Genomic DNA, 19,916 nt, shown 5'->3' with positions numbered 1-19,916 from the left:
ACTGCGTGACCCTCAAGTCATATCCGAAGGGACCGTGCCGCTTGGGCGCGGGCCGCGCGAAAGAGGGTTTCCAGAAATGAAGAAAGTCTACGGATCGGCCAGCGAGGCGCTCGACGATCTATTGCACGACGGCATGTTCATCGCGGCGGGCGGTTTCGGTCTCTGCGGCATTCCCGAGCTTCTGCTGGCCGCCATCCGCGACGCGGGCACGAAGGATCTGACCTTCGCGTCCAACAACGCGGGCGTCGACGATTTCGGTATCGGCATCCTGCTGCAGACCAAGCAGGTCAAGAAGATGATCAGCTCGTACGTGGGCGAGAACAAGGAATTCATGCGCCAGTACCTGTCGGGCGAGCTGGAGCTCGAGTTCAACCCGCAGGGCACCCTGGCCGAGCGGATGCGCGCCGGCGGCAGCGGCATCCCGGGCTTCTACACCAAGACCGGCGTCGGCACCCAGATCGCCGAGGGGAAAGAGCACAAGGACTTCCCCACCGGCCCCGACGGCGCGGACGAGACCTACATCATGGAGCGCGGCATCGTTGCCGATTTGTCCATCGTGAAGGCGTGGAAGGCCGACGACACCGGCAACCTCGTGTTCCGCAAGACCGCGCGCAACTTCAATCCGCCCGCCGCCATGTGCGGCAAGGTCTGCGTGGCGGAAGTCGAGGAAATCGTCCCACGCGGCAGCCTCGACCCCGACACCATCCACCTGCCCGGCATCTACGTGCATCGCGTCATCCAGGGCGAGCACGAGAAGCGGATCGAACAACGCACCGTGAGGGAGAAAGCCTGATGCCCTGGGACCGCAACCAGATGGCCGCCCGCGCGGCGGACGAGCTTGAAGACGGCATGTACGTGAACCTCGGCATCGGGATCCCGACGCTGGTCGCCAACTACGTGGGCGACAAGGACATCACGCTGCAATCCGAGAACGGCATGCTGGGCATGGGCCCCTTCCCCATCGACGGTGAAGAGGACCCCGACCTGATCAACGCCGGCAAGCAGACCATCACCGAGCTGCCGCGCACCAGCTATTTCGACAGCGCCACCAGCTTCGGCATGATCCGCGGCGGCAAGATCGCGGCCGCCATCCTCGGCGCGATGGAAGTGGCCGAAAACGGCGACCTGGCGAACTGGATGATCCCCGGCAAGCTGGTCAAGGGCATGGGCGGCGCGATGGACCTAGTGGCCGGTGTCGGCAAGGTCGTCGTGGTCATGGACCACCAGAACAAGGCGGGCGAGTCGAAGCTCTTGAAGGAATGCACCCTGCCGCTGACCGGCACGGGCGTGGTCGACCGCATCATCACCAATCTCGGCGTGCTCGACGTAGTCGAGGGCGGCCTGAAGATCGTGGAATGCGCCGACGGCGTGACCGAAGAGCAGATCCGCGACGCCACCGAAGCGACCATCGTCTGATGCGTCTTGCGCCGCCGCCGGGCCCCGATCCTCGCGGGCTGGCGGCGGCGCGGCGCGTGGCCATAGGCCGGGTCGCGACATGAGCGGCTTCGACATCCGCCGCGAGGTCGAAGGCACCAAGGGCCGGTACGTCCTGCACCACCAAGGGCACGTGGCCGAGCTGACCTATTCGATCCTGTCGTCCACGCACATCATCGCCGACCATACCGGCGTGCCGGACGCGCTGCGCGGCACGGGGGCGGGCGTCGCGCTTGTCACGCGGCTGGTCGAGGATGCCCGCGCCGGCGGCGTGAAGATCACCCCGCTCTGCCCCTTCGTGAATGCACAACGGCGGCGTCATCCCGATTGGGCGGACGTCTTCGCCGTCTAAGGCGGCCAGGGATTTGCGGGTACCGTTTACTGGCGCGAAACGATTCCATAATGTCGTCTCAATTTACGCGTAAGCCGCAACCATGAGCATGGCCCGCAAGAAAGCCTTTTCCCGTGTCCGTTGGTCTAGCCGACAACGAGACCGCATCATCCTGGTAGCCTGCGTTGTCGTGGTGGCCATCGGATTGGTCGGCCTTGTGCGCGCCACCGGCTGGGAAGAGGTTCGCGCTCAGATCGCAGGGCTCAGTCCGATGCAGTTCGTCGGGCTGCTCGCGCTAAGCCTCGTGAATTACCTTTTTCGCGGGATCCGATGGCATCTCTTCGCCCGAAGGCTGGGACTGGATACCCGATTTGGACAGAACCTGCGCCACTTCCTCGGCGGCTTCGCCATGTCGGTCACGCCTGGCCGCGTCGGCGAATTGGTGCGCATGCGCTGGATCGGGCGGGAAACCGGCTGGCCCGTGGAACGGACGGCACCGCTAGTGCTGATCGACCGTGCGTCCGACTTGTCCGCGATGGGGCTTCTTCTGGCGCTGGCGCTGACCTTCTCCACCGGAGTGATCGTTGGTGCCCTGCCCGTCGCGGCGCTGGCCGTGGCCGGCGCTGTCATCGTGACGCGCCCCGCATTGCTGGCCCGCCTGGCGATCTGGGCCTACGGGGCCACAGGGGTTCTGCCGCGCCTTTTCGTACGGGTTCGCCGGGCCGCACAATCCCTCGCCCGGTTCAGCCATCCCGCCACCTTGATCTTCGCATCCATTCTTGGCCTCATCGGCTGGGTGGCCGAGGGCTTTTCCTTCTGGCTGCTGCTGGGGTGGATGGGCGCCGACATCGACATGTGGACAGCCATGGCGATCTTCATCTTCTCGACCCTTGCCGGCGGGCTGACCGGCGCGCCCGGCGGGATCGGCGGGGCCGAGGCCGCGATGATCGCGCTTCTGGTCGCGCGGGGTGTTCCGCTTGAAGTCGCGCTGCCCGCCACCGCCGTCATCCGCGTGACCACGCTGTGGTTCGCGATACTCATCGGTCTCGCCGTGTTCCCGCACGCCGAGGCCCGGTCACGAAAGGGTGCCCATGCCGTGGAAACAGGCTGACTGGTCGGGCTGGGGCCGCGCGCTGACGGCCAGCGGGCAATTGGCCCGGCCGGAGCGTCAATCGACCCTCGCCGCGCTGATGCGCGACACGCCCGCCCCCGCAATCGGAAGCTGCCGATCCTACGGCGATGCCTGCCTCAACGACGGTGGCCGGGCGGTGCGGACGACCCGGCTGGACCGCGTTTTGTCCATCGATCCCGAAGCCGCGACGGTCACGGTCGAGGCGGGCGTCACCCTGGGCGATCTCACCCGGCTGCTTGCGCCCCGGGGGCTGTTGCCCGCCGTCCTGCCCGGCACCGGCTTCGCCACGGTGGGCGGGGCCATCGCCATGGACGTGCATGGCAAGAACCACCACCACGCGGGATCCTTCGGACAGCACGTGCTGTCGCTGCGGCTGCTGACACCCGGCGGCCCGGTCGAAGTCACGCCCGGCTCGGACCTGTTCGCGGCGACTGTCGGCGGATTGGGTCAGACCGGCATCATCGCCGAGGCCACGCTGCGCGTTCTGAAGTGCAAGGGCGACGTCATGGTGGTGACCGAACGCCGCGTGCCCCGCTGGGATGATTTTCTGACGGCGCTCGACAGATCCGACGCCAGCTATTGCGTTGGCTGGATCGACGCCACCGCGACGGGCGATCGGCTGGGCCGGGGCATCCTGGAAGAGGGCGAGACCGGCGCGGGCCTGATCCCGCCACCCGGGCGCGCCCGCCGCGTCCCGTTCGACGCGCCTTCAGCCGCGCTGTCGCCCCCGGTGGTACGCGCCTTCAACGCCGCCTACTACGGCCGCGTCCCGCGCGGCGGCCGCACGGTGGTGCGCCGGATCGGCGAGTACTTCTTCCCGCTGGACCGGATCCATGACTGGAACCGCCTTTACGGCAAGCGCGGATTCCACCAGTTCCAATGCGTGGTCCCGGTCGCGGCCGCGCCCGCCCTTCGCCAGATGCTGGAACGCATCGCGCACTCGGGGCTCGCCTCGCCGCTGGCCGTGCTCAAGCGCATGGGACCGGGCCGCGCCGGTCACCTGTCCTTCCCGATGGAGGGCTACACCCTGGCCTGTGATTTCCGGAACACGCCCGACGCCGTGGCCTTGATCGAAACGCTCGAGGACGCGACGCAGGAGGCCGGCGGACGGGTCTACCTAGCCAAGGATGCCTTGGCGACGGGCGCTGCCGTGCGGTCCATGTATCCCGACCACGGCGACTGGCTGCGCGAGGTTGAGCGGGTCGATCCCGAGGGCACCATGACGACGGACCTCGTGCGCCGGCTGGGACTGAGGGACGCGGCATGAGCGAGACCTGGATCCTTCTTGGCGCGACGTCATCCATGGCCCGCGCCATGGCACGCGAACTGGCCGGCTCGGGCGCGACGCTGATCCTCGCCGGGCGCGACATGGACGACCTGCGGGCCACCGCCGCCGACTGCACCGCCCGCGGCGCCGTATCGGCCCGCGCGATGCGGTTCGACGCGCGCAACCCCGAGAGTTTTCAGCCCATCATCGACGCGACCGATGGCGACAACATTGTAAACTGCGCCGTCTTCGTGGGCTCGATGCCGCCGCAGGACAGGATCGACGCCGACCCATCGCTTATCGACGGCGTGGTGATGGACAGCTTTACCGGCCCGGCGCGGTTCCTCCAGATGCTCGCCCCGCGGATCGAGGCCAACGGAGCGGGCACCATCGTCGGCGTGGGGTCCGTCGCGGGCGACAGGGGGCGGGTCGGCAACTATGTCTACGGGGCCGCGAAAGCCGGCTTCGCCACCTACCTGTCGGGCCTGCGCAATCGCCTGACCCGCGCGGGCGGGCACGTGGTGACGGTCAAGCCGGGCTTCGTCGACACCGCGATGACCTGGGGGATCGAGGGCATGTTCCTGGTCGCCCCGCCCGAGGCCGTGGCCCGGTCCATCCTGCGCGCGGTGGATCGCAAGCGCGACGTGATCTACACGCCGTTCTTCTGGCGTTTCATCATGGCGATCATCCGCGCGATCCCCGAACGGGTGTTCAAGAAGCTGTCGATCTAGGCGCAGTTCGCGGCCTATCCCAGCCACTCGGCACACAATCCGGCGGACCAGAACATCAGGCTGGGGGTGATCAGCAGCAAACCGATGCCCGTCCGGTGACGCCGCGCGAAGACAATCGGGGCGCAATCCGTCTGACCCTGCGCGCCACTTCCACCATCCGCATGGCGAAAGCGATATGGGCGGCAGGGTCGGCCGCAAGATGCAGCGCGTCTCGCAATGCGCGGCAGGCTGGTCGCCGACCGGGTAGAGCGGGAAGACCACTACCGCATGACCGCGCCCATCCCCGCCCAGAACGACTCCAGCAACAGGTCCGTGCGCAGGTAAGTGCCGTCGATGTCCAGCACCAGCGGCGAGTCGTCAGCCGTTGCTGGCAACGCGGTTGTCGACGAAGACGCAGCCGTCGCTGACCAGCATGGGCGGCGTCAGGCACAGCCCACGGGCCACCTGGAACGCGGCCAGCACCTTGGGCACGTAGCCGCGCGTCTCGGAATAGGGCGGCACACCCGCGTGGCGCGTCACCGCGCCCTCGCCCGCGTTGTAGCCCGCCAGGACCAGCAGCGGATCGCCCTCGAACTCGCCCATCAGCCAGTCGAGATAGGCGATCCCGCCACGGATGTTGTCCTGGGCCTCGGTGCTGTCATGGACCCCGAAGCGGCGCGCGGTGTCGGGCATAAGCTGCATCAGCCCCTGCGCGCCGGCCGAACTGACGGCGTCGACCTTGCCCGACGATTCGACCGCCATGACCGCAAGCGCCAGAGCGGGCGAGACCTTGGTCCCGACGCTGGCCGCCAGGATGTCGCGCCCGTGGCGCTGCGCCAGCTTGCGCAGGTGGTCCAGCCGGTATTGCGGCGCACGCACGCCGGAGGGCGGACGCGCCAGCACGGCAAGCGCGCTGTCGACACCGGCGGCCCCTGCCCCGCCCGGCGGCACGTGGTCCCAGAACCAGGCATAGGCGCGGGTCTTGGGCGCATCCGGCGTCGATGGCGCGGCGTCGGGGGTGGTCTCGGGTTTGGCGGGTTTCTCGGGCGCCGGTGGCGGCCATTGCTCCGACGGGTCGATCTGCACGGTGATGCGCTTCTTCGTGCCCGGCGCGGGCGGCTTCATCCGCTTGAAGGTGAAATCGGGAAAGGGCGGAGGGTCACCCGCATGGGCGGGCGACACGGAAAACAGCGCCGCCATCAGCGCCGCGATCACGGGAACTCTCATGCTCGAACCTGCCAAGGTCAATTATCGTTGTTTGGCCGCCAGTCTGAAGACGACCGCCTTCCAGGAGAAGCACGGCGCGCGCAATCGGGGCCATTTTGCGCGAGGCGTCACCATTTTGCCCCAAGGCCGCGGGTCACGTCGCCGGAAACCCGCGAAACGGGTTCCCGTCGCGCCCGATCATTGTGGCAAACATTTCCAGAAATGGGCCAGCTGCCGCCAGATTCACGCCGAATTCTTCCAGCATTAACCACTTTGGACCGGACCGGCATGCGCCGTGACGGCACTCTCGCAACGTGCAACAAGTAAGGCTGTGTAACATGAAACTTTTCAAGCTCGCCAAGACCTTCCGCAATGACGAAGACGGCGCCGTGACCGTCGACTGGGTCGTGCTGACCGCCGCCATCGTCGGCCTCGGCATCGCCGTGCTGTCCTCGGTGACCAGCGGCACCAAGACGGTCACCCAAGCCGTGTCGAGCCACCTGAACGGCACCACCGTCACCACCACCTTCCCGTAAGGCGCGGACCGGTCATCCGACTGCGACGCCGAGGCAACTGGGCCGCCGGTCATCCCGATCGGCGGCCCGGTCACGTCGTGAACTGATCCAGGTCACGCGGGTGCCCTTCGCAGATTTGCCGCAAAATGCCACCGACACGGTCATATTGCTGCCCTGTGCGACAGTCATGGTGCCCCCACTCGAACAGAGCGTGATGTTCTGGTCGGGATTTCGGAACCAGAGCATCAAACAGGATCAAACCATGAAATTCTTCAAGCTCGTCAAGACCTTCCGCAACGACGAAGACGGCGCTGTGACCGTCGACTGGGTCGTGCTGACCGCCGCCATCGTCGGCCTCGGCATCGCCGTGCTGTCCTCGGTGACCAGCGGCACCAAGACGGTGACGCAAGCGGTGTCGACCCACCTGAACGGCACCACCGTCACCACGACCTTCCCGTAAGGCCGACGCCTGCCAATCCATGGCGGCGGGGTGCGCCCTTGCCGCCATGGCCGAGCTTCCGACGCCGCCGAACGGCGACCGACACCGCGCAAAGGATCAATCCCATGACGCTGTTCAAATCAATCAAGCGCTACAACGAGAACGAAGATGGCGCCGTCACCGTCGACTGGGTGGTTCTGACCGCCGCGATCGTCGGTCTCGGCGTTGCCGTGCTTGCCTCGGTGACCAGCGGAACCAAGACGGCGACACACAACGTCTCGAACAAGCTGACCAGCACCAGCGTGACCAAGGCCTTCTAAGTCCCGCACGCAAGGCACCATGCAGAAGGCCGCCCCAGGGCGGCCTTTTCCTTTTACGCAACCACCGGATGCGCCTGTCCCGCAAAGCCCTTGCAAAGGCCACGGACGCGGCGGCGTTCGGCCCCCGTTTGGACAGATTCGGTCGACAATCTCGGTAAACAGGCGACGACCGCCAAGCCAAACCCGAAAGGACCATGACATGAAATTCTTCAAGCTGACCAAGACCTTCCGCGACGACGAAGACGGCGCCGTGACCGTTGACTGGGTCGTGCTGACCGCCGCCATCGTCGGCCTCGGCATCGCCGTGCTGTCCTCGGTGACCAGCGGCACCAAGACGGTCACCCAGGCCGTATCCACGCACCTGAACGGCACCACCGTCACCACGACCTTCCCGTAAGGCGCGGCCCACGCGGCTCGCCGGCCGAACCGGGGCCGCGCCCACCAGATCGGGGGCGCGGCCCCGTCACGTTCGACGGAATCCCGAAGCAGAGCAGGAAGACGACTATGCCTCATCCATACACCACCCAATTCGCGCGCGACGAGTTCGGCGGCGCCAGCCTGGATTGGAAGGTCCTGACAGCCCTGATCTGCGGCGTCGGAATCGCCGTTGGCGCCACGGTTTACGAGGGCGCCGAAGCGCCGTCCGGCGACATCCAGGCAACGCTGTCAGACGAGAGTCTGCCCGACCAGATCTTCCCGGGCCGGGCCATCGATTGACGAAACAATCCCGTCCGAACCGCGGCAATCGCCTTAATGATGCACGAATGGCATCATTTCGCCGCAATCCCACGCGACACTAGGACAGTATTTGGGTCACCCGCCCGCAGAACCGCGCGCCGGGGGCCAGACGACGAAAAGGGGGTTTCCCATGCGACTCGTATTCGGATTGGTGCTGATGCTGGGCCTCGGCCTGGCCGGCTTCGCGGTCTACATGGCCAAGGATTACATGGCGGCGAACCAGGCCGCGTTGGACGCGCAGCGGGCGAACCAGGGCCCCGCGATTCAGACGCAGCCGGTCTTCGTCACCACGCGCGCCGTCAATTACGGCGAGCGGCTGACCCAGGAAGACATCAAGCTCGTGGCCTTCCCCCAGGAAGCGATCCCCGAAGGCGCGTTCAGCACCGCGGAAGAGATGTTTCCCCAGGGCGTGAACATCGAACGCAGCGTCCTGCGCTCCATGGAACAGGGCGAAGCCGTCCTGGCGGTCAAGGTCACCGAACCGGGTGAAGATGCGGGCGTGTCCGCCCGGCTGTCCCCCGGCAAGCGGGCCTTCGCGATCAGCGTCGATGTCTCCTCGGGCGTTTCGGGTTTCCTGCGTCCCGGCGACCGAGTCGACGTCTACTGGACCGGCACCGTGAAAAGCTCGGGTCCCGAGCGTCAGGACGTCACCAAGCTGATCCAGAGCGGCGTGAAACTGGTCGCCATCGACCAATCCTCCGATGAAGACCGCTCGGGCGCCACCGTGGCGCGCACGGTCACTGTCGAGGCCACCCCGCGCGACGTCGCGGCCCTGGCCCAGGCCCAGAGCACCGGGCGACTGTCGCTGGCCCTGCTGGGAACCGAGGACGACAGCGTGGCCGAGGCCGTCGAGATCGATCAGCGCGAACTGCTTGGCATCGTTGAAGAAAAACGGGTCGAGGTGAAGGAAGAGCAGGTCTGCACGATCCGCACCCGTCGGGGCGCCGAGGTGATCGAGATCCCGATCCCCTGCACCAACTGATCGATATGGCGGCGCCCGGCGGCGCGCATCAGACAACAGATCAAAGGCGCGGCACCCGGTCACAGGTGTTGCGCCTTTCGCACATCAAGACCTTCGCGCAAAGCCCTGATTCTTGATCGAGAATGGCTTTGCGCGCATGGTGCGTCAAAAGACGGGCAAAAAGACCTGTCCCATCCGTGACTCAGAGAGGCAGGTCACATGAGCATCAGACAAATCTGCAAGGCGGCGTGCGTCGTGGGCCTGGTGGCCCTGTCGCCGGTTCTTCTTGCCACATTCGCACACGCCCAGGCGCTGCGCGTCATGCAGGGCACGGCAGCGTCCGAGCTGCGGGTGCCCATGAACCGCGCGGTGGTGGTCGAATCGGACCGGCCCTTCGCCGAGCTCTCCATCGCGAACCCGGCCATCGCCGATATCTCGACCCTGTCGGACCGCACCATCTACGTGCTGGGCAAGGCACCGGGTCGCACCACGCTGACCCTGCTGAACGCCGAGGGTCGGCTGATCACCAATGTCGAGGTGCAGGTCATCCCCGACGTGGGCGAGTTCAAGGAGCGGCTGACCCAGATCCTGCCCAACGAACAGATCGAGGTGCGCACCGCCAATGACGGCATCGTGCTGTCGGGCACCGTGTCGTCCGTCACCGCGCTGGACCGGGCGCTGGACCTCGCCAACCGCTACGCCCCCGACCGGGTATCGAACCTGATGATGGTGGGCGGCACGCAGCAGGTCATGCTGAAGGTCCGCTTCGCCGAGATGAGCCGCTCGGTCTCGAAGGAACTGTCAAGCTCGGTCGCGCTGGGCGGTGACGTCTCGGGCGGCGACGTGGGCATCCTGGGCTCCAACGGCGTCCTAAACGACGGCAACAATGCAACCAACATCCTGACCGGCCAGGGCTTCGTCGGCGACGACAACGCCGAGGGATCGTTCGCCATCGGCTTCGGCGCGGGCAGCCTGCGGTTCGCCGTCCTGCTCGAGGCGCTGGAAAGCAAGGGCGTCGTGCGCACCCTGGCCGAACCGAATCTCGTCGCCCTCTCGGGGCAGCGGGCGTCGTTCCTGGCGGGCGGGGAATACCCGATCCCGGTGGCCAGCGGCGACAATGCCATCCGAATCGAGTACAAGCCCTTCGGCGTCGAGCTGGACTTCACCCCGCGCGTGCTGGGCAACGATGCCATCAACATCGAGCTGACGGCCGCCGTGTCGGGCCTGGACCCGACCATCGGCATCCAGCAGTCGGGCTTCTCGATCAACGGCTTCTCGCGCCGCGAGAGCAAGACCACGATCGAGCTGCGCGACGGCGAAAGCTTCGCCATCGCCGGCCTGCTGCAGGACGACTTCCGCGACCTCAAGGGCCAGGTCCCATGGCTGGGCGACGTCCCGGTTCTGGGCGCGCTGTTCCGCTCGGCCGAATACGAGCGCGAGCAGTCCGAGCTGGTGATCATCATCACCGCGCACCTCGTTACCCCGGTCCGGGGCGAGGCGCTGGCCCTGCCCACCGACCGCGTGGTGGTCCCGTCCGAGCGCGAGTTGTTCCTCTTCGGCGACGTGGTGGGCGGCAAGCGCCGCGCCAGCAATGCGCCCAAAGCCGGCCCCGCGGCCGAAGTGGCGAAACAGGACTTCTCGGGGTCCTACGGATACGTGATGGAGTGACCCCGATGACGCGCACGATCCTCCTGGCCTCGGCCGCTGCACTGACGCTCACCGCCTGCGGCGAGGTCGGCTACAAGGCCCGCACCCTCTGGGCCACGCCCGCGGGCGCGGACCTGGACGAAGGCCGTTTCGGCAACGCCGTGGTCAACAACATGGCCGTCCAGTCCGGCGACATCAGCCAGATCGAGGGGCTGAACAACCGCTTCTCGAACGAGGTCGCGTCGGTCGTGAACTTCGGTTTCGACAGCGCGACGCTGAGCCCGGAGGCCCGGGCCACCGTCGCCCGGCAGGCCGTGTGGATCCGCCAGTTCCCCGAGGTCACCTTCCGCGTTTACGGTCACACCGACCTGGTGGGATCGGACGCCTACAACAAGGCGCTCGGCCTGCGCCGCGCCCAGGCCGTCGTGCGAGAGCTCGTTCGCAATGGCGTGAACGGCGATCGGCTGGCCGCGCTTGTTTCCTTCGGGGAAACACAGCCGCTGATCGTGACCCAGGGCCGCGAGCGGGCGAACCGCCGCACGGTGACCGAGGTCTCGGGCTTCGCCGGGGGTCGGTCGACCCTCATGAACGGCAAGTATGCTGAAGTAATCTTCCGCGAATACGTGGAAAGCGCCGAGCCGGACTTCGCCTATAATGATTCCGGTCTCGAATCGATCGAGGGTGCGGGACAGTAAACAGCGCCGGGCGTCTGTTCTCGCAAGTCGGATAATTACGATATTTCCGTCTCAATGTCGCCCCACTTGAACGGCATACCCTAACCAAGGAGCCACCACGTCTTGCGGGTGGCAAAGGGCAAAGATCGGCACCCTCGCGCGCCACGGCCGCGATGGTGTCAGCCCGGATCTTGGTAAGGGACGTGAGTTCATGACGACCGCAACAGCGCAAGCCGCCGAGCCTGCCCCGATCCAGGCCTGCACCGTCTGTCGAGACGTTCAGAATTTCGACCTGCTGATCGAGGACATGGAAGCGGAACTGGGCGAGGCCTGGGGCGACCTGTCCTACGCCGACGCCGCGATATTTCTTGGCCAGCCCGAAGCGGAGCAGCTCGAGTTCATCGCCATCGCGATGGACGAGGAGGACGAGGACCAGATCGGCGCGATCGCCGATCTCGTGACCGCCGCCGCCGAGCGCGACGTGAAGGTCATCGTCATCGCCGAGGAAGTCAGCCCGATGGTCCTGCACCAGCTGCTGAAGCTCGGCGCCGCAGAATTCGTGCCCTACCCCCTGCCCGAAGGCGCGCTGCACGAGGCGATCGAGCGTCTGCGCACCCCGCCCGCGCCGCCCGCCGAGGCCGCGACGCCCGAGGCGCCGGCCGAGAACGTCACCCGCCTGAAGGCCACCGGCGACCGCGAAGGCGTCATCATGCCGGTCCAGTCGCTGGCCGGCGGCACCGGCGCGTCGACATTCGCCGTCAACCTGGCGTGGGAGCTGGCGAACGTCGACAAGGACAACGCCCCGCGCGTCTGCCTGATCGATTTCGACCTGCAGATGGGCGCCGTCGCCACCTATCTCGACCTGCCCGCACGCGAAGCCGTGTTCGAGCTGCTGCAGAACACCGAGAGCATGGACAGCGAAAGCTTCATGCAGGCGCTTCAGCCCTTCAACGACAAGCTGCACGTCCTGACCGCCCCGGCCGAGATGCTGCCGCTGGACCTGGTCACCCCCGAGGATATCGAACGCATCGTCGACGTGGCCGCGTCGAATTTCGACTACGTGATCGTCGACATGCCCTCGACCGTGGTGATGTGGACCGAAACCGTCCTGTCGAAGGCGCATGTCTATTTCGCGCTGATGGAGCTGGACATGCGTTCGGCCCAGAACGCGCTGCGCCTGATCCGGGCGCTGAAGGCCGAGGATCTGCCGGTCGAGAAGCTGCGCTTCGTCCTGAACCGCGCGCCGAAATTCACCGACCTGTCCGGCAAGAGCCGCATGAAGCGGCTGGCCGAAAGCCTGGACATCTCGTTCGAGGTGCAGCTGCCCGATGGCGGCCGCCCCGTGACCGAAGCCAACGACCAGGGAACGCCCCTGGCCGAAACGGCGAAGAAGAACCCGCTGCGCCGCGAAATCCAGAAGCTCGCGGCGTCGGCGCATGAATTGAGCCGCAGCGCGGCCACCGGAAACTGAAGGGGCTCTGACCGATGTTCTCCCGCTACAAGAAAACCCCCGCCACCAAGGTCGAAAGCGACGCGGCGCCCGCGCCGCTGGCCAAGGCCGCGACCAAGCTGGCCAAGCTCGAACCCGTGGATGCGCCCGCCGCGGCCAAGCCGCAGGCCAAGGCGACGGCCAACCGCCCCGCCAAGGCCGCCCCCGCCCGGGCCGAGCCGGTGGACAAGGAAAAGCGGCGCAAGGAACGGCTGTCGGACATCAAGGTCAGCCTCCACAAGGAGCTGTTGGACAACCTGAACCTGTCGGCGCTGGAAACCGCGTCGGACCAGGACCTGAAATCCGAGATCAACGAGATCGTCAGCGAATCGCTGAACGAGATGGGCGTCGTGCTGAACCGCGAGGAACGCACTACGCTGAACCAGGACCTGTTCGACGAGGTGAAGGGCCTCGGCCCGCTCGAGACGCTTCTGAAGGACGACTCGGTCAACGATATCCTGGTGAACGGGCCGCAGCAGATCTTCGTCGAACGAAACGGCAAGCTGCAGCTGACCGACATCACCTTCAAGGACGAACGCCACCTGCTGCGCATCATCGACAAGATCGTCAGCGCCGTGGGCCGCCGGGTGGACGAATCGAACCCCTACGTCGACGCCCGCCTGGCCGACGGGTCGCGTTTCAACGCCATGGTCCCGCCCATCGCGGTGGACGGCTCGCTGGTCTCGATCCGTAAGTTCAAGAAGGAAAAGCTGGCCATCGACGACCTGGTGAAGTTCGGCGCCTTCACCGAGGAAATGGCCCTGTATCTCGAAGCCGCGGTCAGCACCCGGCTGAACGTGATCGTGTCGGGCGGTACCGGCTCGGGTAAGACGACCACGCTGAACGCCTTGTCGTCCTTCATCGATAACTCCGAACGCATCCTGACCATCGAGGATACCGCCGAACTTCAGCTGCAACAGACCCACGTGGGCCGGATGGAAAGCCGCCCTGCGAACGTCGAGGGCAAGGGTGCGGTCAGCCAGCGCGACTGTCTGAAAAACGCGCTGCGGATGCGCCCCGACCGCATCATCGTCGGCGAGACGCGGGGCGAGGAAGTCATCGACATGCTGCAGGCCATGAACACCGGCCACGACGGGTCGATGACCACGATCCACGCGAACTCCGCCCGCGACGGCGTCAGCCGCCTTGAGAACATGATCGCCATGGCTGGGATCGAGATGCCGCTGAAGGCCGTGCGCTCGCAGATCAGCTCGGCCGTGAACCTGATCGTGCAGGCCAGCCGCCTGCAGGACGGCTCGCGCCGCATGACCTCGATCACCGAGATCACTGGCATGGAAGGCGACGTCATCTCGATGCAGGAGATCTTCCGCTTCAAGCGCGTCGGCCTGACCCCCGACAACAAGATCATCGGACATTTCACCGCGACCGGCGTGCGCTCGCATTTCTCGGATCGCTTCAAGATGTGGGGCTACAACCTGCCCCACGAGATTTTCGAGCCTTTTCAGGGATAGACAAGATGCTCAGCGCTGAACCCGTCATCTACGGCCTGATTTTCGTGGCCGTCCTCGTGCTGGTCGAAGGGATTTACCTGACCGTCTTCGGCAAGTCGATCAGCCTCAACAGCCGTGTGAACCGCCGGCTGGAAATGCTCGAGAAGGGCAAGGCCCGCGAACAGGTCCTGGACCAGCTCCGCAAGGAGATGAGCCAGCACATGCAAAGCCAGAAGGTGCCGCTGTATTCGCTGCTGGCGGTGAAGGCGCAGAAGGCCAACATCGCCTTTACGCCGACGCAGCTGGTCATGGTGATGGTGGTCCTGGCGACCGTGGCCTATGTCGGCCTGACGCAGGCGACCGAGGCCTCGACCCCCATCCGCATCGCGGTTTCCATCGCCATGGGCGTGGGCGGCGTCTTCGTCTGGGTGAACAACAAGGCCAAGAAGCGCATGGCGCTGATCGAGGAACAGCTGCCCGACGCGGTCGAGCTGATGGTTCGGTCGCTGCGCGTCGGTCACCCGTTCAGCAGCGCGCTGGCGGCGGTGGCCAAGGAAACGCCCGACCCGCTGGGGTCCGAAATGGGCGTCATCGCGGACGAATCCGCCTACGGGCGCGACGTGGGCGAGGCCCTAAAGGCCATGGCCGAACGGCTGGACATGCAGGACCTTCGCTTCCTTGCCGTGGCGGTCACCATCCAGCAGCAATCGGGCGGCAACCTGGCCGAAGTGCTCTACGGCCTGGCCAAGGTGATCCGGTCGCGCTTCAAGCTGTTCCGCCGCGTGAAGGCCATCACCGCCGAGGCCAAGTGGTCCGGCATGTTCCTGTCGGTCTTCCCGCTGGGCGCGCTGGTGATGATCAACGTGATCCAGCCCAACTACTACGACGACGTGAAGGAGACGGCGTATTTCATCCCCGCCTGCCTGGTCGTCGCCGCCTTCCTGGTCGCCAACATCTTCGTGATGAAGGCGCTCGTGAACATCAAGGTCTGAGGAACCCGCCATGGAATTCGTCATGGACATGCTGGTGCAGCGTTTCGGGCCGATGGGGCCGCTCTTCGCTGTGGGGGGGCTTGGCTTCCTGCTGATCCTGCTGACCCTGCCCTTCCTGCTGCAGAAGAAGTCCGACCCGATGGACAAGTTCCGCGACAGCGTGAAGGCGTCGAAATCGGGCGGCAAGAACGGCCCCGCGCTGCGCATCGGCGGCAAGCACGACAAGCTCGAAAAATACTCCAACTTCCTCGAACCGCAGAACGAGGAAGAATACTCGGCCATCCGGATGAAGCTGATCCGCGCCGGGTATCGCGGCAAGAACGCGGTGCGCACGTTCCACTTCGCGCAGTTCGCGCTGGGCATCGGTCTGCTGATACTGGGCGTGATCTACACCGTGGTGAACAACGGCATGGGCGCCGAGGTCACGACCCGCACGATGGTGCTGTCTACGCTGATCCCCGGCTTCGTCGGCTACTACGCGCCGAAATACTGGGTCACCAAGCGGATCCAGGAAAGGCAGGAGCAGATCGTCAACGGCTTCCCCGATAGCCTGGACATGATGCTGGTCTGCGTCGAGGCGGGACAGTCCATGGACCACTCGATCGCGCGCGTCTCCAAGGAAATCCGCGCCGGCTACCCCGCGCTGGCGGACGAGTACGCGATGGTCAGCCACGAGATCAAGGCGGGCAAGGACAAGACCACCGTGCTCAAGGACATGGGCGAACGGGCCGGCGTGTCGGACGTGTCGAACTTCGTCACGGTGCTGATCCAGTCCGCCGCCTTCGGTACGTCCGTGGCCGAGGCGCTGCGTGTCTACGCGTCCGAAATGCGCGACAAGCGGGTCATGCGGGCCGAGGAAAAGGCCAACACCCTGCCCACCAAGATGACGCTGGCCACCATGATGCTGACGGTGCCGCCGTTGCTGATCATCTTGCTTGGACCGTCGATCTATAACATTGTCGAGACGCTGGGAAAGATGAGCCTCTGAGGACGACTTGACGCGCGTATCGGCGATTTTGCCACTGATCTTCCTGGCCGCCTGTTCCGATACGGGCGGCCAGTCGCCGTTTGGCGGGCAGGTGTTTGCCCCCGATGCCGTGGACCGGTCCACCGACAGTGTCGATGGCCTCGTGGTCGGACACCGGCTGATGGCTGCCGGCGAATACGAGCTGGCCCTGAAGGCCTACCTGCGCAGCGCGGCGGACCGCGGCACCACTGTCGAAGTGCTGTCCGCCCTGGGCTCGGCCAACCTGCGGCTGGGGCGGCTGGGCCAGGCCGAGCGCCTGCTGCGCCAGGCCGTCGATCAGGACCCGACGCATGTGCCGGCCCTGAACAACCTGGGCGTGGTGCTGATGGAAACCGGCCAGGTGGCCGAGGCCAGCCAGATCTTCCGCGCCGCCTTCGCGGCCGATAGTGGCGAAAGTGACGACATCCGCGCAAATCTGACCTTGGCGCTCGCCAAAATGGAACAGTCGTCCTATTCTGCTCCGGAAAATAATGATTTCGCATTGGTGCGACGCGGTGGCGGATCCTACCGGATCATCGCGACGGACGGATAGCGGAACGGCAAGAGCAGGTAAAACAAGGACGCAGGCACCATGCGCCATCCCATTATTCTGTCGCTCTGCATCTGCGGGGCGCTGGCAGGCTGTGGCGCGCGATCGGACAAGGCCGAAGTCGAGCGCGCGCTGAAAGAAGTCAACGTCATCGACGAAAGCAACCTCAGCGACATCATGCTGACCGTGGCCGACCCGAACGAGGCGGTCGCCTATTTCCGGAAATCGGCGGGCGCGAATCCCGACCGCATCGATCTTCAGCGGGGCCTGGCCTCGTCCCTGATCCGGGCCAAGAAGCCCGACCAGGCCGCCGCCGTCTGGGCCCGCGTGGCCGAGATGAAGGGCGCCACCCACGAGGACCGGCTGTCGCTGGCCGACGCACTGATCCGCGCGGGCGACTGGGACGCGGCCGAGGCGCAGCTGAACCAGCTGCCCCCCACCGTCGAGACCTTCCGCCGCTACCGGCTGGAGGCGATGATCGCCGACGGACACAAGCAGTGGGACAAGGCCGACAGCTTCTACCAGACGGCCGTGAACCTGACGTCGAAGCCGGCGGGCGTGCTGAACAACTGGGGCTACTCCAAGCTGACCCGCGGATCCTACGGCGAGGCCGAGAAACTGTTCTCCGAGGCGCTGAGCCATGACGGCAGCCTCTTCACCGCGAAGAACAACCTGACGCTGGCCCGCGGCGCCCAACGCAAGTACGAGCTGCCGGTGGTCCAGATGAGCCAGACCGAGAAGGCCCAGCTTCTGCACACCTTGGGGCTGGCCGCGGTCAAGCAGGGCGACGTCTCGATCGGGGCGGGGCTTCTGCGCGAGGCGGTGGACACCCATCCGCAGCATTTCGACGTGGCCGCCCGCGCGCTGGCCGCGCTGGACTCGAACGTCGCCAACTAGTCCGTGAACGGGCTGGCCGACATCGCCGAGGCGCTGATGCTGCCCGACCGGGCGGCGCTGGCCTTCCTCCCCTTCGTCACGCCCATCTGCATCTGGGTGGCGTGGTCCGACATGGCGCGGATGAAGATTCCGAACAAGGCGGTGATGGCGCTGTTCCTCGTCTACCTGCTGATCGGCCCGCTGGTCCTGCCGCTCGAGCTTTACGCCTGGCAGTTCCTGCACCTAGCCGTCGTGCTGGTCGCCGGGTTCGTTCTGAACATGGGCGGCGCGCTGGGGGCGGGCGACGCGAAGTTCGCCGCCGCCGCCGCGCCCTTCGTGCTGCTGCCCGACGCGCTGACGCTGCTCTACCTGTTCGCGGCGATCACGCTGGCGGCCTTCGCCACCCATCGCCTGGCCCGCGCGACCCCCGCGATCCGGTCCCGCACACCCGAATGGGTCAGTTGGACATCGGCGAAGTTTCCCATGGGGCTCGCTCTCGCGCCGGCGTTGTTGTTCTACCTGGTGTTGGCCGCGATCTGATCGGGCTCGGCCTGCTTGTCGTAGAGGATGAACAGGTCGGTCCGGAGACGTTCGCGCAGCGTGTATCCCATCTCGTCGATGGCCGTGACGATATCCGCCCGGGTCTGCGAGTTCACGGCGCAGAGCGGGACCAGCACCATCTGCGCGTCCTCGATCCCAGGCGCCCCGCCATAGCGCCACGGCGCCCCGCCCTTCAGCGGTTGCAGGTCGTCGGAATACATCCACAGCGCGCTGAGCAGATCGGCCACCAGCACCCGCGCGTTCGGCCCGATCCCGGCTTCTTCCAGCTGCCGCGCGGCGGTATCGAACCACGCCACAAGGCCGTTATGCAGCGAGCATTCTGCGATCTCTTCGCCCCCGACGATGGTCAGATCGGGACGCTCGGCCAGTGACGCGAATTTCTCGAGGTCCTCGGACACGTCCTCACCCGCGATCTGCAGGTTCACCTGGAACACGCGGCGGGTGTCGGTGAAGAAATCGTCATGCTGGTCCGAACGCGGGAAGACGGTGGTAAAGTCCTCGGTCGTTTCCGAGAAATGGCGCAAGGGGCTGTAGGCCAGGTTGAAGAACGAGGGCAGCGACGCGACCAGCAGCGCGGCCCCGACCATGCCCAGCGACAGGCGCAGGTCCCAGCCCCACGGGTTTCGCGTTCCGGCGGCCGGCAGGGTCATCAGCACCACCAGCGCGGTGACCAGCATCCATTGCGGATCGTTTCCGAAGTTCTGGTAGGTGACATAAACGAAGCCCGGGACCAGGCACAAAAGCCCCAGCCCCAGCGCCGCGAAGCCCGATTGCCGCAGGAACACCACCGCAGCCAGCGCGACGAGGTGCCCGCCTATGAACAGCGGCCCGGTCACCACCTGGTCCAGCGCAAGGCCCGGGTTGGTCCGGATGTCGCTGCCGGCGGTGGTCAGGACATCCTGCGCGTAGGCGGGCCAGATGCCCACCCCCGCGATGCCGGTGAAGACCGCCAGCGCGGCCAGGGTCACTGCCACGCCCCAGCCCAGCGCGGCCCACTGCCCGCGCGCGATCAGCAGCACGATCAGACCGGGCGCCAGCGCGACCACGTAGGTCACCTTGATCAGCGCCAGCGCCGCCATGGGCAAGCCCAGCGCGGCGGCGTCCCACGCCACCGACCGGCGCAGCGGCGGCAGCATGCCCACGGGCAGCATGATGAAGGCCAGCGCCCAGGCCCACCGATTGTAGTGCATCGAGATCGAGATGTTCGAGATCGACTCGCCATGCACCAGCGCGAGAGCGAAGGTCATCACCAGAAGGATGTAGAGATACGCGAGCGGGCCGCGAAACCGGCTGAGCGCGACCCAGACCGCAAGCGGGGCCAGCGCCACGGCAAGCGAAAGCTGTCCCAGGTGCACCGCCATGCCGAAGCCCGCCCCCGCCTTCACGAACACCGCGATGGGCCAGAACGCCAGCATCCCGATGGGCGTCATGAAATCGAGATGCGGCCATTGCCCGTCTGCCACCCGCAGGATGATCTCGGTCAGGTGCAGCATGTCGCCTTCGTAGCGGTCCGCGAACAGGCCGCCCTTCAGCAGCGACAGCCCCGCCATCACCGCGATCAGGGCCGCGCACCACAGCGCCAGCTTTACGGTGTGTGCGCCAGTCATTCCCATCCCT

General features: G+C 66.3%; 24 protein-coding genes. 22 read left to right on the top strand and 2 right to left on the bottom strand.

Going from position 1 to position 19,916, the window contains the following annotated elements:
• The first annotated feature begins 76 nt into the window (after positions 1 to 76).
• From BMX96_RS13905 to BMX96_RS13880, 6 genes are all read left to right on the top strand, one after another.
• On the top strand, positions 77 to 793 hold the full coding sequence (locus tag BMX96_RS13905; protein ID WP_091846041.1) for a CoA transferase subunit A: 717 nt from the start codon (positions 77 to 79) through the stop codon (positions 791 to 793).
• Positions 793 to 1,416, top strand: coding sequence for a 3-oxoacid CoA-transferase subunit B (locus BMX96_RS13900; RefSeq protein WP_091846040.1), 624 nt, complete (start codon positions 793 to 795; stop codon positions 1,414 to 1,416). Before BMX96_RS13905 ends, BMX96_RS13900 begins: the two co-directional genes overlap by 1 nt.
• Positions 1,417 to 1,495: 79 nt before the next feature.
• Positions 1,496 to 1,786, top strand: a complete 291-nt coding sequence (locus tag BMX96_RS13895; protein WP_091846039.1) for a GNAT family N-acetyltransferase — start codon at positions 1,496 to 1,498, stop codon at positions 1,784 to 1,786.
• An 88-nt stretch (positions 1,787 to 1,874) separates the two neighbouring features.
• Positions 1,875 to 2,876 (top strand): lysylphosphatidylglycerol synthase transmembrane domain-containing protein, encoded by a 1,002-nt coding sequence (locus BMX96_RS13890; protein WP_091846038.1) that lies wholly within the window; start codon positions 1,875 to 1,877, stop codon positions 2,874 to 2,876.
• A complete protein-coding gene (locus BMX96_RS13885) occupies positions 2,857 to 4,164 on the top strand; it encodes an FAD-binding protein (protein WP_091846037.1) in 1,308 nt (435 codons plus the stop codon). Before BMX96_RS13890 ends, BMX96_RS13885 begins: the two co-directional genes overlap by 20 nt.
• Positions 4,161 to 4,895, top strand: a complete 735-nt coding sequence (locus tag BMX96_RS13880) for an SDR family NAD(P)-dependent oxidoreductase (protein WP_091846036.1) — start codon at positions 4,161 to 4,163, stop codon at positions 4,893 to 4,895. The genes BMX96_RS13885 and BMX96_RS13880 overlap by 4 nt, the downstream gene beginning before the upstream one ends.
• A gap of 357 nt (positions 4,896 to 5,252) precedes the next feature.
• Here BMX96_RS13880 and BMX96_RS13875 read toward each other — a convergent pair whose 3' ends face one another.
• Positions 5,253 to 6,101 (bottom strand): lytic transglycosylase domain-containing protein, encoded by an 849-nt coding sequence (locus BMX96_RS13875; protein WP_407944669.1) that lies wholly within the window; start codon positions 6,099 to 6,101, stop codon positions 5,253 to 5,255.
• Here BMX96_RS13875 and BMX96_RS19670 point away from each other — a divergent pair.
• The 16 genes from BMX96_RS19670 (at position 6,100) to BMX96_RS13800 (ending at position 18,278) form a co-directional block, all read left to right on the top strand.
• Positions 6,100 to 6,348 carry a hypothetical protein gene (locus BMX96_RS19670; RefSeq protein WP_175481751.1) on the top strand — a complete coding sequence of 83 codons (249 nt, stop codon included), beginning with the start codon at positions 6,100 to 6,102 and terminating at the stop codon, positions 6,346 to 6,348. The genes BMX96_RS13875 and BMX96_RS19670 overlap by 2 nt on opposite strands.
• A gap of 70 nt (positions 6,349 to 6,418) precedes the next feature.
• Positions 6,419 to 6,616 carry a Flp family type IVb pilin gene (locus tag BMX96_RS13870; RefSeq protein WP_091846035.1) on the top strand — a complete coding sequence of 66 codons (198 nt, stop codon included), beginning with the start codon at positions 6,419 to 6,421 and terminating at the stop codon, positions 6,614 to 6,616.
• A gap of 241 nt (positions 6,617 to 6,857) precedes the next feature.
• On the top strand, positions 6,858 to 7,055 hold the full coding sequence (locus tag BMX96_RS13865; protein WP_091846135.1) for a Flp family type IVb pilin: 198 nt from the start codon (positions 6,858 to 6,860) through the stop codon (positions 7,053 to 7,055).
• Between the two features lie 104 nt (positions 7,056 to 7,159).
• Positions 7,160 to 7,354 (top strand): hypothetical protein, encoded by a 195-nt coding sequence (locus tag BMX96_RS13860; protein ID WP_091846034.1) that lies wholly within the window; start codon positions 7,160 to 7,162, stop codon positions 7,352 to 7,354.
• 199 nt (positions 7,355 to 7,553) lie between these two features.
• A complete protein-coding gene (locus BMX96_RS13855) occupies positions 7,554 to 7,751 on the top strand; it encodes a pilus assembly protein (RefSeq protein ID WP_073127958.1) in 198 nt (65 codons plus the stop codon).
• A gap of 107 nt (positions 7,752 to 7,858) precedes the next feature.
• Positions 7,859 to 8,071 carry a hypothetical protein gene (locus tag BMX96_RS13850; protein ID WP_091846033.1) on the top strand — a complete coding sequence of 71 codons (213 nt, stop codon included), beginning with the start codon at positions 7,859 to 7,861 and terminating at the stop codon, positions 8,069 to 8,071.
• 151 nt (positions 8,072 to 8,222) lie between these two features.
• Positions 8,223 to 9,074: a Flp pilus assembly protein CpaB gene (cpaB, locus tag BMX96_RS13845; RefSeq protein WP_091846032.1), complete on the top strand. Its 852-nt coding sequence runs from the start codon at positions 8,223 to 8,225 to the stop codon at positions 9,072 to 9,074.
• Between the two features lie 198 nt (positions 9,075 to 9,272).
• The gene (locus BMX96_RS13840; protein WP_091846031.1) at positions 9,273 to 10,721 is read left to right on the top strand and encodes a type II and III secretion system protein family protein; all 1,449 of its coding nucleotides are present in this window, start codon (positions 9,273 to 9,275) and stop codon (positions 10,719 to 10,721) included.
• 5 nt (positions 10,722 to 10,726) lie between these two features.
• Positions 10,727 to 11,395 carry an OmpA family protein gene (locus tag BMX96_RS13835; RefSeq protein ID WP_091846030.1) on the top strand — a complete coding sequence of 223 codons (669 nt, stop codon included), beginning with the start codon at positions 10,727 to 10,729 and terminating at the stop codon, positions 11,393 to 11,395.
• A 190-nt stretch (positions 11,396 to 11,585) separates the two neighbouring features.
• Positions 11,586 to 12,845, top strand: a complete 1,260-nt coding sequence (locus BMX96_RS13830) for a CpaE/TadZ family protein (protein WP_091846029.1) — start codon at positions 11,586 to 11,588, stop codon at positions 12,843 to 12,845.
• A gap of 14 nt (positions 12,846 to 12,859) precedes the next feature.
• Positions 12,860 to 14,335 (top strand): TadA family conjugal transfer-associated ATPase, encoded by a 1,476-nt coding sequence (locus BMX96_RS13825; RefSeq protein ID WP_091846028.1) that lies wholly within the window; start codon positions 12,860 to 12,862, stop codon positions 14,333 to 14,335.
• Positions 14,336 to 14,340: 5 nt separating this feature from the next.
• Positions 14,341 to 15,306: a type II secretion system F family protein gene (locus tag BMX96_RS13820; RefSeq protein WP_073127951.1), complete on the top strand. Its 966-nt coding sequence runs from the start codon at positions 14,341 to 14,343 to the stop codon at positions 15,304 to 15,306.
• A 10-nt stretch (positions 15,307 to 15,316) separates the two neighbouring features.
• Positions 15,317 to 16,294, top strand: coding sequence for a type II secretion system F family protein (locus BMX96_RS13815; protein ID WP_091846027.1), 978 nt, complete (start codon positions 15,317 to 15,319; stop codon positions 16,292 to 16,294).
• Between the two features lie 7 nt (positions 16,295 to 16,301).
• Positions 16,302 to 16,865, top strand: a complete 564-nt coding sequence (locus BMX96_RS13810) for a tetratricopeptide repeat protein (RefSeq protein ID WP_236737077.1) — start codon at positions 16,302 to 16,304, stop codon at positions 16,863 to 16,865.
• Between the two features lie 39 nt (positions 16,866 to 16,904).
• Positions 16,905 to 17,759 (top strand): tetratricopeptide repeat protein, encoded by an 855-nt coding sequence (locus BMX96_RS13805; RefSeq protein WP_091846026.1) that lies wholly within the window; start codon positions 16,905 to 16,907, stop codon positions 17,757 to 17,759.
• Between the two features lie 21 nt (positions 17,760 to 17,780).
• Positions 17,781 to 18,278 (top strand): prepilin peptidase, encoded by a 498-nt coding sequence (locus BMX96_RS13800; RefSeq protein WP_073128092.1) that lies wholly within the window; start codon positions 17,781 to 17,783, stop codon positions 18,276 to 18,278.
• On the opposite strand, the gene BMX96_RS13795 is transcribed toward BMX96_RS13800, so the two are convergent.
• Positions 18,254 to 19,906 carry a hypothetical protein gene (locus tag BMX96_RS13795; protein ID WP_091846025.1) on the bottom strand — a complete coding sequence of 551 codons (1,653 nt, stop codon included), beginning with the start codon at positions 19,904 to 19,906 and terminating at the stop codon, positions 18,254 to 18,256. The genes BMX96_RS13800 and BMX96_RS13795 overlap by 25 nt on opposite strands.
• Between the last annotated feature and the right edge of the window lie 10 nt (positions 19,907 to 19,916).

The sequence above is a fragment of the Palleronia pelagia genome (genome assembly GCF_900110115.1).
Taxonomy (GTDB): Bacteria; Pseudomonadota; Alphaproteobacteria; order Rhodobacterales; family Rhodobacteraceae; genus Palleronia; species Palleronia pelagia.
The sequence above is the reverse complement of the archived record's forward strand: the minus strand, read 5'-3'. Positions and strand labels throughout refer to the sequence as shown.